This window comes from Hymenobacter pini, from assembly GCF_020421205.1.
Classification (GTDB): domain Bacteria; phylum Bacteroidota; class Bacteroidia; order Cytophagales; family Hymenobacteraceae; genus Hymenobacter; species Hymenobacter pini.
In genome coordinates this window covers 322430-335870 of sequence record NZ_JAIZZH010000005.1, presented here as the reverse complement: position 1 = coordinate 335870, position 13441 = coordinate 322430, and the positions used below count along the sequence as shown (strand labels likewise).

The 13441-nt window shown below is 58.5% G+C and carries 14 protein-coding genes; 5 read left to right on the top strand and 9 right to left on the bottom strand.

Going from position 1 to position 13441, the window contains the following annotated elements; genetic code table 11:
* Positions 1–8: 8 nt before the first annotated feature.
* Positions 9–1241, bottom strand: a complete 1233-nt coding sequence (locus LF252_RS19510) for a hypothetical protein (protein ID WP_226271271.1) — start codon at positions 1239–1241, stop codon at positions 9–11.
* Positions 1242–1276: 35 nt separating this feature from the next.
* On the opposite strand from LF252_RS19510, the gene LF252_RS19505 reads away from it, so the two are divergent.
* From LF252_RS19505 to recO, 4 genes are all read left to right on the top strand, one after another.
* The gene (locus LF252_RS19505) at positions 1277–1597 is read left to right on the top strand and encodes a 2Fe-2S iron-sulfur cluster-binding protein (protein WP_226271270.1); all 321 of its coding nucleotides are present in this window, start codon (positions 1277–1279) and stop codon (positions 1595–1597) included.
* A 151-nt stretch (positions 1598–1748) separates the two neighbouring features.
* On the top strand, positions 1749–2378 hold the full coding sequence (locus tag LF252_RS19500; protein ID WP_226271269.1) for a thymidine kinase: 630 nt from the start codon (positions 1749–1751) through the stop codon (positions 2376–2378).
* A gap of 132 nt (positions 2379–2510) precedes the next feature.
* Entirely contained in the window at positions 2511–4859 is a 2349-nt protein-coding gene (gene porZ, locus LF252_RS19495; protein ID WP_226271268.1) for a type IX secretion system anionic LPS delivery protein PorZ, read from the top strand.
* 62 nt (positions 4860–4921) lie between these two features.
* The gene (gene recO, locus LF252_RS19490; protein ID WP_226271267.1) at positions 4922–5650 is read left to right on the top strand and encodes a DNA repair protein RecO; all 729 of its coding nucleotides are present in this window, start codon (positions 4922–4924) and stop codon (positions 5648–5650) included.
* A 53-nt stretch (positions 5651–5703) separates the two neighbouring features.
* Here recO and LF252_RS19485 read toward each other — a convergent pair whose 3' ends face one another.
* The 7 genes from LF252_RS19485 to LF252_RS19455 all read right to left on the bottom strand — a co-directional run bounded on the left by LF252_RS19485 (position 5704) and on the right by LF252_RS19455 (position 11154).
* Entirely contained in the window at positions 5704–6717 is a 1014-nt protein-coding gene (locus tag LF252_RS19485; RefSeq protein ID WP_226271266.1) for an FKBP-type peptidyl-prolyl cis-trans isomerase, read from the bottom strand.
* Between the two features lie 78 nt (positions 6718–6795).
* A complete protein-coding gene (locus tag LF252_RS19480) occupies positions 6796–7245 on the bottom strand; it encodes an FKBP-type peptidyl-prolyl cis-trans isomerase (RefSeq protein WP_226271265.1) in 450 nt (149 codons plus the stop codon).
* Between the two features lie 53 nt (positions 7246–7298).
* Positions 7299–7844 (bottom strand): FKBP-type peptidyl-prolyl cis-trans isomerase, encoded by a 546-nt coding sequence (locus LF252_RS19475; protein WP_226271264.1) that lies wholly within the window; start codon positions 7842–7844, stop codon positions 7299–7301.
* Between the two features lie 28 nt (positions 7845–7872).
* Complete coding sequence (locus tag LF252_RS19470; RefSeq protein ID WP_226271263.1) at positions 7873–8361, bottom strand: FKBP-type peptidyl-prolyl cis-trans isomerase; 489 nt, start codon at positions 8359–8361, stop codon at positions 7873–7875.
* A gap of 24 nt (positions 8362–8385) precedes the next feature.
* Complete coding sequence (locus LF252_RS19465; protein ID WP_226271262.1) at positions 8386–8901, bottom strand: FKBP-type peptidyl-prolyl cis-trans isomerase; 516 nt, start codon at positions 8899–8901, stop codon at positions 8386–8388.
* 103 nt (positions 8902–9004) lie between these two features.
* The gene (locus LF252_RS19460) at positions 9005–10060 is read right to left on the bottom strand and encodes an FKBP-type peptidyl-prolyl cis-trans isomerase (RefSeq protein WP_226271261.1); all 1056 of its coding nucleotides are present in this window, start codon (positions 10058–10060) and stop codon (positions 9005–9007) included.
* A 50-nt stretch (positions 10061–10110) separates the two neighbouring features.
* On the bottom strand, positions 10111–11154 hold the full coding sequence (locus tag LF252_RS19455; RefSeq protein WP_226271260.1) for a DHH family phosphoesterase: 1044 nt from the start codon (positions 11152–11154) through the stop codon (positions 10111–10113).
* 360 nt (positions 11155–11514) lie between these two features.
* On the opposite strand from LF252_RS19455, the gene LF252_RS19450 reads away from it, so the two are divergent.
* Positions 11515–11934: a nucleoside-diphosphate kinase gene (locus LF252_RS19450; RefSeq protein ID WP_125421833.1), complete on the top strand. Its 420-nt coding sequence runs from the start codon at positions 11515–11517 to the stop codon at positions 11932–11934.
* Between the two features lie 185 nt (positions 11935–12119).
* On the opposite strand, the gene LF252_RS19445 is transcribed toward LF252_RS19450, so the two are convergent.
* Positions 12120–13415: a nucleoside permease gene (locus tag LF252_RS19445; protein WP_226271259.1), complete on the bottom strand. Its 1296-nt coding sequence runs from the start codon at positions 13413–13415 to the stop codon at positions 12120–12122.
* Positions 13416–13441: the final 26 nt, after the last annotated feature.

The window sequence follows — 13441 nt, the reverse complement described above, 5'->3', positions numbered from 1 at the left end:
AGAAAAGCCTACCCGTTGAATTTTCGGTCAATGAGCTTCAGGAGCTTGGCCACGTGCTCATCCTTGCGTACCCACTGGTATTTACCAGCCAAATCCTCCGTCACGTACTGGCGGGCCAAATCCGCGTTGGGCATGGTGTCCAGATGTTGAATAGCGGCGTGATACTCCATGTTCTCGCCGTTGAACAGCTCATTGATAAAGCTGAACCGCTGATTGATGGAAATGGCCTCGCGGAGCGACTCTACTTTGGGTGCTTTGTCGGCCAGTGTGGCGGCGCGCTCCTGGCGCAGAGTTTCGCTTAGGGAAGGTGCAGCTGGCTGCTCGGCTTTCAGCTTCTGGTACAGCGGTACGTTGTCCGGGGCGGCTTCAGGCTGAGAAGCGGCTGGCTCCGGTTGCGGCGCCGGCGGGGCTGCTGGGGTAGGCGCTGGCTGCTCGGCGGGCAGTGGGTTGATGGCTTGAGCGGGCTTTGCAGGTTCCGGTTCTGTGGCGGGAGCTTCGGGAGTAGCCGAGGCCTCCGGAGTTGGCACCGGCGCAGCTGCGGCCGCAACTGGAGCTGCAGCCGGTGGGGTAGCTGCAGTTGGCGCAGCTGCTGGGGCTGCTTGCTCAGCGGGGCGGTTTTCGTACAGTTCCTCCTCCGTGAGTGGGAGCAGTTCGTTGAACTGTTCCACCAGCGACGTGACGGGGTGAAGCTGCTGATCGGACTCGCAATGCAACCGGAACCGGCTCAGCAGATAATCCCGCTCCATCTCCTGGCCCGCCGGCAAAGCACTCAAAAAGCCTTCGAACACTGACTTATTTATATCGAGGTAGCGCAGGGCTTCGCGGAGCTTTTCGGGAGTATGGCCGGTAGAGTCGCCCAGCAGCTTGCGGGCAAAGGTATCGGTCGGGTCGAGGCAGCCGTTCAGCGTATCGGTAATGGCCTCAGCCAACAGCGGCTCGAAAGCGGGCCGGCTGATTTTGATGCGCCTCGACAGTACGTTCATGAACTGCGTGAGCGCCTGGCGCACGTCCGCATCCTCAAAATCGAAATATGGGCTGCGGAGCTGGGCCATTTCGGCCGTCCACTTCTGCAACAGCTGCTGCACTACAAACAGGTTTACCTGCCGGATGGGGGTGAAGCGCAGTACCGCTGGCCCGTCGAGAGTGGCCGTGGGGCGGGCCCCGAAGTAATCGTCGCAGAGCAGCGCAGCCAGCAGGCGGCCGTATTGTTCACGCTTGGCGTGGCTATATTGGGTCTTCATTGAATGCCTGATTCTGGCGGGCAAGTTAGGGAAAGATGCCCACTCTACTGATTGAAAATCTGCCTTCCGGGGCTATTTCGGTGCCCTCCGGCGCCACGCTGCTGGCCGCCATTCAGGCCGCCGGCCACGACTGGCTGCACGCCTGTGGGGCCCGGGGCCGCTGCACCACCTGCCGGGTGCAGGTGCTCGGTGGGCTCGACCTCCTAACGCCCCTTACCCCCGCCGAGTTGCGTTACCGGGAGGCTGGCCGCCTGCTGCCTAATGAGCGTCTTACCTGCCAAGCCCGGCTGCCCGAGGGTTCCGTTACGGTGCGCGTGCCCCTGGCCACCCAGCTTCCGCACGTTCAGTACATCTAATGCAGTAATTGACTCCGGTAGCCGGTTCACAGTCAGCAAGCTAGAAAAATAGGGGTTCCTGAATACACAAAAGGGGGTTGGAGCGAACCGCCTGAACCCCGTACTTTGAAGGATACTCACCCGCTTTTTTCGTCGCAACTTCTCCTAGTCTATGTTCATTGAACCCCGCGTTATTACGGGCTCCGGCGTGGCACGCCGGGGCTGGATTGAGGTAGTGTGCGGCTCGATGTTTTCGGGCAAAACGGAGGAGCTGATCCGGCGGCTGAACCGGGCCAAAATTGCCCGCCAGCACGTGGAAATCTTCAAGCCCGCGCTGGATACGCGCTACCACGCCGAAGATGTGGTGTCGCATAACCAGAACAGCATCCGCTCCACCCCGGTACCAGTGGCTCAGGAGATGCTGCTGCTGGCCGCCGGCTGCGACGTGGTGGGTGTGGACGAAGCCCAGTTCTTCGATGAGTCGCTGGTGGAAGTGTGCGTGCAGCTGGCCAACCGGGGCACCCGCGTAATTGTGGCCGGGCTGGATATGGACTTTCAGGGCCAGCCCTTTGGCCCCATGCCCGCCTTGATGGCCGTGGCTGAGTTTGTGACCAAAGTACACGCCATTTGCGTGTGCTGCGGCGAGCTGGCCTCGTACTCCTTCCGCGTAACGGCTTCCGAAGACAAAATTCTGCTGGGCGAAACCGACGCCTACGAGGCCCGCTGCCGGGTGTGCTTTCAGGAGGGCATGAAGGAAAAAACTACCGAGCCCGCCGTAGAGAAAGCCCTGCGCGGCGCCTAAGCCAGCCCGGATAATCAAGGCAAAGGGAAAAGCTGGCCGCACAGAAATCTGACTGGCTCCGGGCTTCGCACTAAAGCCCGGCCAGTGGCGTTATCTTGCCGCTTTCCTTCGTCTCGCCGCTACTTTCTGCCCATGATTTCAGTGCTACGCCTGCTGCGCGGAACCTGCCTTGCTGCTTTCCTGCTGACTGCCGCCACCGTTCAGGCGCAGGACCCCGTGGGCTACGGCGACTGGCAGTTGCACCTGCCCACCAACCAGGCCCGCGCGTTGGCCGAAGCCGGCAACCGCGTGTACGTAGCGGCCGAAAACGCTTTGTTTTACTTCGATAAGCAGTTGAACACGACGCAGCTGCTGTCGAAGCGCGACGGCCTGAACGATGCCGGCGTGAGTACGCTGGCCTACGATTCGGTGAGTCAGCAACTGGTAGTAGCGTACCGTAGCACCAACTTGGATATTCTGCGGCTGAAGGATGGGGCCATTATCAACCTCAGCGACATCACCCGCAAGGAAATCAGCGGCGCGAAAACCATCAACCACATCTACATCAATGCCCGGCGGGCCTATCTGGCTACCAGCTTCGGCATTGTGGTGGTGGACCTAGACAAGCACGAAATCCGAGACTCTTACACCAACATTGGCCCAGCTGGCGCAGTGGTGCGGGTATATGCCACGGCCATTGCTAATGGGACGCTGTTTGCGGCTACCTCCAATGGGCTGATGCGCACCAGCCTCAGCGCTAACCCTCTCGATTACCGCAACTGGACTACCGACCTGCCCGCCCGTGGTGGTGACCCGTACCGCACGCTGACCGTGCAGGATGGTCGGGTGGTGGCGGGCATCAACGGGGAGCGGCTGGCTACCTATGTGGCTGGCAGCGGCTGGCAAACGGTGGCCGGAGCCCCCACCGGCGTGGAATATCGGATGCTGACGCCTTCCCGGGTCGGCCTGCTCATCACCGATAACCGGCAGGTAACCGTACTGAACCTGACCACCGGTGTGGCCAGCCGGGTGCTGCGGCCGGCGCAGCTGCTCAACCCGCAGGCGGCCCTGCGCAGCCGCGACGGAAGCTACTACCTGGCCGATTACGCCAACGGCCTGCTCCGGACTACCGATGGCACCCAAGCCGAGCAGTTTACAACCAACGCCCCGGCTTTTGCCCAGGCTTTCAGCGTACTGGCCGATGCCCGCTCCAGTAAGGTGAACCTGTTTACGGGCGGCTACGGCGAAAACTACGTGCAAAGCGACTTATACCGGGGCTTTGCGGAGTACGCCGGCAACCGCTGGACCAACGTAACCTCGGCAACGCAGCCCAGCCCAGCCCAGTACCCCAACCCCAAGGACCTCACGCGCGGTACCCGCACCCCCGATGGCACCTTGTACGTGGGCAGTTACGGTAATGGCCTGCTGGAGTGGAAAGGCCCCGGGGAGTTTCGGCTGTTCAACCCCACCACCAACCAGCCTAACCCGCTGAAAAGCGCCATTTCGGACCCCAACTATACCCGCGTACCCGACCTAACTACCGACGTAGAGGGCAACGTGTGGGTACTCAACCGCCACCAGATAGCCGGGCAGTCGGGGGTGTACGTGTTTAGCCCGGCCACCAGCACGTGGCAGGTGCAGGATTACTTCGGGGGCAGTGAAAACCTGGAGCGGCTGGTGCTGGATGATGCCGGCACGTTGTGGGCCACTGGTAGCCGCCGCAGCGGCACGGGCACGGTAGCCTATCAGCCTACTACCAAAGAAGTGCGCTATTTCAGTGAGGCGTACGGTTTCGATAACACCTCCACCAACATGCGGGAGGCTTATGACATCGTGAAAGACCGCACCGGTAACATCTGGGTGGCTACTGACAAAGGCCCGGTGGTATTCAACGATGCTGCCAGCGTGTTCCAGCCCAGCCTCGACCTGAAATTCAGCTTGCCCTACGTGCGCCGTGGGGCTGGTACGGGCTTTCCGGCATTGTTTAATGAGCGGATTCGGGCTATTGGCGTGGATGGCGGTAACCGCAAATGGTTTGGCACCGACCGGGGCCTGTGGCTGTTCAATAACGACGCCAGTGAGGCCCTGCTGCACTTCACCACCGATAACAGCCCGCTGCCTTCCAACCAGATTGTGGATGTGGAAGTCAACGACAAAACCGGGGAAGTATTTGTGGTGACGGATGCCGGCACCGTATCCTACCGCGGCGACGCTACCGTGACGGAGGGCAAACCCAGCTGCGCCAAAGTATTCCCCAATCCCGTGCGCACCGATTTTGCGGGCCAGGTGGGCATTACCGGGCTGGCCAACAACGGCACCATCAAAATCACCGACGTAGCTGGCAAGCTGGTGTACCAGACCCGTGCCAACGGTGGAGCCGTTACCTGGAATCTGCAGGACTACAACGGCCGCCGCGTGCAATCAGGCGTGTATCTGGTGCTGTCGTCGGATGCGGATGGCAAGAACGGGTGCGTGAGCAAAATAGCGGTGGTAGAGCGGTAAACCCGAAATTAAAAGCCGCGTAGCGCTGTTACGTTCTTTTCCCTCTTTCCATCCGTTTCGGTATGCTCATCAAAACCCGGGGCATTGTGCTCAGCTACCTGCGTTACCGCGAAACCAGCATCATTGCCCGCGTGTACACCGAGCAGTTAGGGCTGCAGAGCTACGTGGTGAATGGGGTGCGCAAAGCCAAGCCCCCCGGCCGCATTGCCCTGTTTCAACCGTTCACGCTGCTCGATTTGGTGGCCTATACCTCCCGGAGCGGTGGCCTCACCCGGCTCTCTGAGTACCGGTGCTCCGAGCCGTTCCGCACCCTGCCCTACGATGTGCGCAAGAGCAGTGTGGCCCTTTTTCTATCAGAAATTGTGGGGCGGGTATTGCAGGAAGAAGAGCAGAACGAACCACTTTTCGCCTTCTTGCACGACGCCATCCAAGCATTCGACCAGCAGGAAACCGGCTTTGAGAATTTTGCGCTGGAGTTTTTGCTACAACTCAGCCACTATTTGGGTTTTGGCCCCGAAACCGGTGAGGAAATTACCTCGCAGGTTGCGTTTGCCGCCGAAGGTGGCAACAGTACCTCAGTTGTGCGCCACACTCCGGCTGCTATGCGTTTTCAGGAGTTTGAGCAGTATTTTGATGCGCTGCTACACCAGCCTGGTGCTGCGGCTATTCCAAACGGCCGCATCCGGCGCGAGCTGCTGGATGTGCTCATTCGCTACTACCAGCTGCACGTGGAGCACCTCGGCGACGTCCGCTCCCTGGCCGTACTGTCGGAGGTATTGGCCGAGTTGTAGGGCGTGAAATAAGCAAGAAGGGGCGGCAGTACTACACTGCCACCCCTTCTTGCTTATTTCACGCCCACCAGCTCCACATTGAAGCGCAAAATGCTGTTGGGCGGGATATCACCCCCTGCGCCCTGGGGGCCGTAAGCCAGCGCCGAGGGAATCAGGAGTACTGCTTTGGAGCCTTTGGGTAGCAGGGCAATACCCTGGTCCCAGCCCGGAATAACGCGGCCCTGGCCCAGGGGAAACTCAATGGGCTTGTTGCCATTACGCGAGGAAGCATCGAATACTTTGCCGTTTAGGAGCATGCCCGTGTACAGCACCGATACTGTTTGACCGGCTTTGGGCTTGGCCCCGGTACCGGCTTTGGTAATAGCATAATACAGCCCACTGGGAGTTTTGATGCCTTTCAGCTTATTCTGCTTCAGGTAGGCCTGAATCTGAGCGTCCTGTTTGAGGGCCAGCGCGGCAGCCTGTTTCTTGGCCTCTTGCTGGGCCCGCAGCTGCTCCTGCTGGAAATCCTGCATGGCCTGTTCCTGCGTCTGGATCTTCTCTGCCTTCGCCAGCACCGTGAGCGTAGAGCCTGCCCGGCGAATGAACGGCGGCACCGGCTGCCGGAACGACTTCAGAAACACAGTATCCAGGTTCAGCCGGAACACCCCTGAGTCGCCGGGCTGTAGCAGGGAAAGGGCTTCTTCCACCGTGCCGCGCTGCTGCCGGCGCACCGTATCCAGCGGAATGCGCACAGGCTGGTTGCGGTTCTGGCGGCGCGAGTGCATCAGTACCGAGTCGGTAGCCGTCCGGAACTGCAGATGGGCGCTTAGTATCTGCCCGATACGGGCTGAATACGCGGGGTTGCCGGTGGCCGGTAGGGCCGGTTGCAGCGCGTAACGGCCGTTTTCGGGGCGATAAATGCGGTATTCGAGCCTCGAGCTAAGCCGATTGAAAGCGGGTGGGACGGTTTGTGCGCGGGCAACCCCCGATGGCCAGCAGACCACCGTCAAGGAAAACACCGCTGCACTCAGAAAACGGGCAAAAGAAAGCATCAGATAGGAAAGCAAATCGAAGAATGGCAGCAAGATGGCAAGGATACCCGACACTTGTGCCCCAACGCTTTAAACGAAGCCGGCCCCTTCCTGTCACGGAAGAGGCCGGGTTTATTTAATCTTCAAAACTTCGAGCTCGAAAATAAGATCGGCGTTGGGCGGAATCAGGTAACGCTTACCGGCTTCATCATCGGGGTCGGGGCGGCCCTTGGCGCCGTAGGCCAACGCCGCCGGAATCCAGACGCGCACCCGGCTACCCACCGGCAGCAGCAGTAGCGCCTCATCAAACCCCTTGATAACCTCGCCCCGCCCAACTTTCAGCTTTAACGGCCCGCCTTGCTGCACCGAGGTGTCGAAGATGCGTCCATCGGCGGCCAGCAGCCCGGTGTAATGCACCGTTACCCGGTCGCCGGGTTGGGGGAGGGGGCCGGTACCCGGCTGCCGGATAGCGTAGCGCAGGCCCGATGCCGTAGTAATGGCCCGGCTCAGCAGGCTGTCAGTGGTGGCGGGTATGGCCGTGGTGGTGAGGGTGCGTTGCGCCCGGCCCAGCAGAGGCAGCATACACAACGCAGCTATACCGTAACGCATTACGCAGGAACCGGCCATCGGAAAAGCTACTCTACGTTGAGGATTTCAATATCGAAAGCTAGCGGCTGATAGGTGGAGGCGTTAATTAGGAAGCCGCCCGAGCTGGTCAGCAGCAGATACGACGGTATCAGGGCTATTTTCCGGTCACCTTTGCGCATTTGCAGCGTGGCTTGGTCCCAGCCCTTTACCAGTTGTCCGGAACCATTGATAAAGCCCAGACACCCGCAGGTGGTGTGGTTGTTGCTGGAAGCATCGAAAACCAGTCCGTCGTTCTCGGCCAGCATAAACCGTCCCACGTAGTTGGTCGTTACTTTCTGGCCCGCTTTGATAAGTGGATTAGAAGCAGGGCCATCCGTAATAGGAATTAGGTAGATGCCCGATTCCAGCCGGGTATAATTGGTGATGGCGCGGCGCGTGAGGTAAGCCTGAATGTTGGAGTCGTCCGTTTTCTTCTGGGCTTCCTCTACTTCTCGGGCTTGCTTCACGTAAGAAGGCTCCGTGTTGCAGCTGGTAAGGGCCGGTACGCTGAAACCAGCCAGCAGCAGCGCTGCATTTAAAACAAATTTTTTCATGCCAAGCTCAACTAAAGTCAGCGGTAATTTATTTGATGTCAACTACTTCAACGTCAAAGCGCAGAATGGCATTGGCCGGAATTTTACCGGTAGCGTTTGAGCCGTAAGCCAGCTTCGACGGAACTAGTAGAATTCCTTTGGCGCCTTTGTTGAAATACTGAAAGCCCTTGTCCCAACCCATGATAACGCGCTCCTGGCCCAGCACAAACGGTAGGCCCAGCGTAGTCAGGTTGCTGTCAAATACGGTGCCGTCCAGCAGAGTACCCGTGTATAGGGCTTTCACTACCTGCTTCCGAACTGCATTGGGGCCGGTACCGGGCTGCGTAATGCTCACGTACACACCCGAAGTGTCTTTGGTAAAGCCCGTCAGGTTCTTGTCTTTGATGTACTGCTGAATAGTAGCGTCGTCCTGAGCGGTGTAGTCAGGGGTTGGCGTTTCTTTATCCTTGCAGGCCGTGAGCAAAGCGGCTGTCAAGCCAAACAGCAGCAGGAAAAAGTAAGCAAAGCGAAACTTCATAGGGGTAGTAAAAAAGGCGGGCGGTTATTGAACATCCTTCACCTCCACATCAAACCGCAGCACGGAGTTTGGGGGAATAGGCCCAACGGCATAAGGGCCATAGCCCAACCGGGAGGGTACCAGCAGGGTGGCCTTGGCACCTTTGCTCAGCCGCGCAAAACCTAGGTCCCAGCCCGCAATTACCTGGCCGATACCAATGGTAAAGGTAAAAGGCTGGTTGTTGCGGCTGCCGGTGGAGTCGAACACCCGGTTATCCAGCAGCATACCCGTATACAGGGCCGATACACTCTGGCGTTTGTTGATTTTTACGCCGTTGCCGGGCTGCGTTACCGCAATGTAGAGGCCCAGCGTATCCTTCTTAAAGCCAGTCAGGTTGTTGTCCTTGATGTAGGCAGTAATCAGGTCTTCGTCTTTCTGGGTATAATCGGTGGTATCCAGCGCGGGGGTGTCGGTTTTCTGGCAGCCAGTGAGGACGCCGCCCAGCGTAAGCAAAAACAACCCAAGGCCAGCTACCGGCCGACGAAAAAGAGACGCTACCATAAGAAACGCGAATTAGTGCTGAGATGAAGAGTCAAAAGCCCCCGGCTCGGTTGCACCGGGTCGGGGGCTTTTACGTAACAACGGGCTAGCGCCAATCGTGCGCTTATTTGCCCTGTTGCTGCTGGGCTTGCTGCTGCAGGGCCTGGAGCTGGCGCTGAATATCTTCCTGGCTTACCTGGGGTTGCTTGGGAGCATCCTTAATGTCTACCAGTTCCACGTCGAAGCGCAGGATGGCGTCAGCCGGAATGTCGGCACCAGCCCCGCGCTGCCCGTAGGCCAGCGACGACGGAATCAGCAGAACCGCTTTCGAGCCTTTGTTCAGCATCGGAATGGCCTTGTCCCAGCCCGGAATTACTTGGCCTACACCAATCGGGAATTCAATTGGTTTGCCACCGTTGCCTTTGGCCGAAGAGTCAAACTCTTTGCCGTTCTCCAGCAGCGTGCCTTTGTACTGTACCGCTACCACCTGCCCAACTTTCGGCTTTGGTCCGGTGCCGGGCGAAGTCACCACGTAGTACACGCCTGAGGTATCACGCTGGGCCGTCAGGTTGTTTTTCTTGATGTACTCCTGCAGCTTCGCATCGTCAGCCTTCAGTTGCTGCTTGGCGTGCAGCTTCATTTTAGCTGCCTGCTCCACCTGCATCTTCTGCACGTCGGCCATGGCCTCGTCGCGGGTCTGCACCTTGTCCACCTTCACGTACATGGTCATGGTCTTGCCGGCTTTCTGCATGAATGGCGGCACCGGCTGACGGAACGACTTGGCGAAGATGGTATCCACGTTGAAGCGGAATACGGCCGAGTCGCCGGGTTGCAGCAGGCTGATGGCCTCTTCCAGACCACCACGCTGCTGCTTGCGGATAGAATCCAGGGGCACGCGCACCGGGAAGCCCATTTGCTGCTTGCGCGAGTTGAACAGGATGGAGTCCTTAGCCGTACGGTACTCTACGTGCAGGGCCATGATTTTGCCGATGCGCTCCTTGTAGGTGGCGTCGCCCTCAGCCCCAATTTCGCGGGCGTCGTAGCTCTTGCCGTTGCTCTTGAAAACTTTGTATTCGATTCCTGACTTGGTCTTGCTGAAATCACCGCCTTTATTGCAGGAGGCGAGGCCCAGAACGCCGGCAGCGAGGGCCAGGCTCAGAAAGTTGCGGGTAAAGGACATGAACGGGTTTGCGGGTTAGAAGACAGAATGAGCGCCCAAGTTACACCGAATTATACCGATGGTGCTACCGGAGCCAGCGGGGCCGTCACAAGTTGGGTCTGATACTCGGGCAGCAAGCTCAGAAAACGCTCCACAGTGCTGTTGAGCGAGTCGTGGCTGATGCCGCCAGCAGCATTGTGGTGGCCTCCGCCGTTGAAGTGACGGCGCGAAAACTCGCTTACCGAGAAGTCGCCCACCGAGCGGAAGGAAATTTTCACGGCCTGAGTGCGGTCAATCAGAATGGCGGCAAACACAATGCCCTCGATGCTCAGGGCGAAGTTTACAAGCCCCTCAGTGTCACCGGTTTTAGAGTGATACTGGCGCAGTTCGTCGGCCGTAATGGCAATGTAGGCCGTGTTGTACTCGCGCAGCACCGTCAGCTTATCCTTCAGCACAAAGCCCAGGAAGCGCAGCCGCTCCTCAGAGTGCGAGTCGTAGATGCGGCGGTGCACATCGGAGAGGTTGATGCCGGCGTTGAGCAGCTCGGCAATAATCAGGTGCACGTTGCGCGAGGTGCTGGGGTGGCGGAATGAACCGGTATCCGTCATAATGCCCGCGTACAGGCACTCCCCGATACCAGTGTCAATCAGGTCCTGGTCGCCCAGGTCGCGGATTACCTCAAACACCAGCTCGGCCGTAGCGGCGGCTTTGGGGTTGGAATAATCGAGCTGCGCGAAGTCCTCGGGCTCCTGGTGGTGGTCAATGAGCACCTTGGTGCCCTTGGCGTTGCGCACGTACTCGCCCAACTCGTTAATGCGGCCCAGACAGCTGAAGTCGAGGCAGAACAGCACCTCAGCCCGCGCAATGATGTCGCGCACCTGGGCGTCGTTCTGGCGGGGCTCGTACACCACCACTTCCTCGTTGCCGGGCATCCAGGCCAAGAAGTTGGGGTAGTCGGAAGGGGTAACCACCGTTACGCTGTGGCCCTTCTTGCGGAGGTAGCCGGCCAGGCCTAGCGAGGAGCCCAGGGCGTCAGCGTCGGGCTTGTGGTGGGTGGTGATGAAAATCTGTCGGGGTTGCGCCAGCAGCTCCTTCAGCTCAGATATTGTGGACATTGCCTACGGGGTAGGTGACTGAATTTCGGTCGGTTAGGCCGCGTACAAAGGCGGCAAAAGTCGGAAATATTCTGGCTTTCAACAAAACGGCTTGCAGAAAGGTGCAGCCGCAATGTAGACGACTGTAAGGTTGCCGGCCGTGGGAATGTTCCGGGGCTGAAAAAATATGGGAAATGTGGAGTTGAATATGAGCAGTGTACTACTCAATGCGCTGACAAAGATGAAAAAAGATGGGTGACCAGCCGGCTGCGGTAAACAGCTCTACCGTATTCCATCAATTCATTCCGTACTTTTGCGGCCGCAAACGCCTGCCGTTTGCACTGCAACCGCATTCATTTCAACCCCAACTATACGAAGCCCATGGCCACGAACCGCACATTCACGATGATTAAGCCCGACGCCACCCAGGACAACCACATTGGTGGTATCCTGAGCATGATTGAGGAGGGCGGCTTCCGCATCGTAGCCCTGAAAAAAGTACAGCTGACCCCCGAGCGCGCCGGTGAGTTCTACGCCGTACACAAAGAGCGTCCCTTCTACGGCGACCTGGTGAAATACATGTCGTCGGGCCCCATCGTAGCGGCTATTCTCGAAAAAGACAACGCCGTGGCTGATTTCCGCACCCTGATTGGCGCTACCAACCCCGCCCAGGCCGCCGAAGGCACCATCCGGAAGAAGTACGCTAAGAGCATCGAAGCCAACGCCGTACACGGTTCGGATTCCGATGAAAACGCCAAAATCGAAGGTGACTTCTATTTCACCGCCGACGAGCAATTCTAAATCACGGATTTAGACGGATGTTGAGGATGACACGGATTCGTTCTGGATTCGTGGTTTGTCTGAAAAGTCTGCCAACAAAAAGCCCGCTTGCTGCTGCAAGCGGGCTTTTTGTTGTTCTACATTATTGTTAGGCGCAGCGGTTATACAAATCCGTGTCATCCTCAACATCCGTCTAAATCTGTGATTTAGGCGTTTTCTACGCTCAGAACGGGCTCTACGTGCTCGGCATCAGTGGTGGCTTCCTGGGGCGTGTGCTTGTGCTTGAACAGGAGCACGAACAGCACGGCAATAACGAGGGCGTAGGCGGCAAACGTGAGCCAGATGCCCTGCCAGTCCTTGGTTACACCATCGGCGGCGGTGAAGTATTTCTCGATGACGATGCCGCTCACCGAGCTGCCCAGCACGGCCCCGAAACCGTTGGTCATCATCATGAACAGGCCTTGGGCACTGGCCCGGATGCTGGAAGCCGTCTGGGTTTCCACGAACAACGAGCCCGAGATGTTGAAGAAGTCGAAGGCCATGCCGTACACGATGCACGAGAGGATAACCAGCGTGATGCCGGGGAAATCGGGGGTGCCGAAGGCCAGCAGGCCGAAGCGCAGCACCCAGGCAATCATGCTGAACAGCATTACCTGCTTGATACCAAAGCGGCGCAGGAAGAACGGAATAGCCAGAATAAACAGCGTTTCCGATACCTGCGAGATGGACATGATGATAGCCGGGTACTTCACGGCAAACGTGTCCTTGTAGGCGGGTACTTTGTCGAAATCGTGCAGGAAGGTGTCGCCGTAGGCGTTGGTGAGCTGCAGGGCGGCACCCAGCAGCAGCGCGAACAGGAAGAAGGTGAGCATCTTGGTGTCGCGCAGCAGCGCAAACGACTTCAGGCCCATCACATCAACCAATGAGCGGCTGGGCGTGTCTTTGGCCGTGGGCGGGCAAGCGGGCAGCGTAAACGAGTAGATACCCAGCGCAAAAGCCGCGGCGGCGGCCACGTAGAACTGGCTGGCCGATTTCTCGAAGCCCAGCAAGCTCACCGTCCACATAGCTACAATGAAGCCGATGGTGCCCCACACCCGGATGGGCGGGTAGTCCTTTACCACATCCAGGCCCTGGCGCTTCAGCACCGAGTACGATACGGCAATGCTGAGGGCCAGCGTGGGCATGTAGAAAATCATGTTCAGCAGAATCACCCAGAAGAAGGTGCCGGGGTCCGTTACCATGGGTACCGTGCACAGCACTATCCCGCCCAGAATGTGCAGGATGCCGTAGAGTTTCTCGGCATTCACATACTTATCGGCAATGATGCCCATAATGGAGGGCATGAAGATGGAGGCAATGCCCATCGTGGAGAAAATGGCCCCAAACTGCGCCCCCGACCATTGCTTCGTCTGGAACCAGTACGCGCCGATAGTTATCAGCCATGAGCCCCAGATAAAAAACTGCAGGAAGCTCAGAATAGTGAGACGCAACTTGGTACTCATGTAACTACTGTTGGGAAAAGTGGGGG

Excerpts from the sequence above, each read along its gene's own strand:
- LF252_RS19510 (WP_226271271.1), bottom strand. The coding sequence starts at position 1,241 with ATGAAGACCCAATATAGCCACGCCAAGCGTGAACAATACGGCCGCCTG.
- LF252_RS19505 (WP_226271270.1), top strand. The coding sequence starts at position 1,277 with ATGCCCACTCTACTGATTGAAAATCTGCCTTCCGGGGCTATTTCGGTG.
- LF252_RS19500 (WP_226271269.1), top strand. The coding sequence starts at position 1,749 with ATGTTCATTGAACCCCGCGTTATTACGGGCTCCGGCGTGGCACGCCGG.
- porZ (WP_226271268.1), top strand. The coding sequence starts at position 2,511 with ATGATTTCAGTGCTACGCCTGCTGCGCGGAACCTGCCTTGCTGCTTTC.
- recO (WP_226271267.1), top strand. The coding sequence starts at position 4,922 with ATGCTCATCAAAACCCGGGGCATTGTGCTCAGCTACCTGCGTTACCGC.
- LF252_RS19480 (WP_226271265.1), bottom strand. The coding sequence starts at position 7,245 with ATGCTGCCTCTGCTGGGCCGGGCGCAACGCACCCTCACCACCACGGCC.
- LF252_RS19475 (WP_226271264.1), bottom strand. The coding sequence starts at position 7,844 with ATGAAAAAATTTGTTTTAAATGCAGCGCTGCTGCTGGCTGGTTTCAGC.
- LF252_RS19470 (WP_226271263.1), bottom strand. The coding sequence starts at position 8,361 with ATGAAGTTTCGCTTTGCTTACTTTTTCCTGCTGCTGTTTGGCTTGACA.
- LF252_RS19465 (WP_226271262.1), bottom strand. The coding sequence starts at position 8,901 with ATGGTAGCGTCTCTTTTTCGTCGGCCGGTAGCTGGCCTTGGGTTGTTT.
- LF252_RS19460 (WP_226271261.1), bottom strand. The coding sequence starts at position 10,060 with ATGTCCTTTACCCGCAACTTTCTGAGCCTGGCCCTCGCTGCCGGCGTT.
- LF252_RS19455 (WP_226271260.1), bottom strand. The coding sequence starts at position 11,154 with ATGTCCACAATATCTGAGCTGAAGGAGCTGCTGGCGCAACCCCGACAG.
- LF252_RS19450 (WP_125421833.1), top strand. The coding sequence starts at position 11,515 with ATGGCCACGAACCGCACATTCACGATGATTAAGCCCGACGCCACCCAG.
- LF252_RS19445 (WP_226271259.1), bottom strand. The coding sequence starts at position 13,415 with ATGAGTACCAAGTTGCGTCTCACTATTCTGAGCTTCCTGCAGTTTTTT.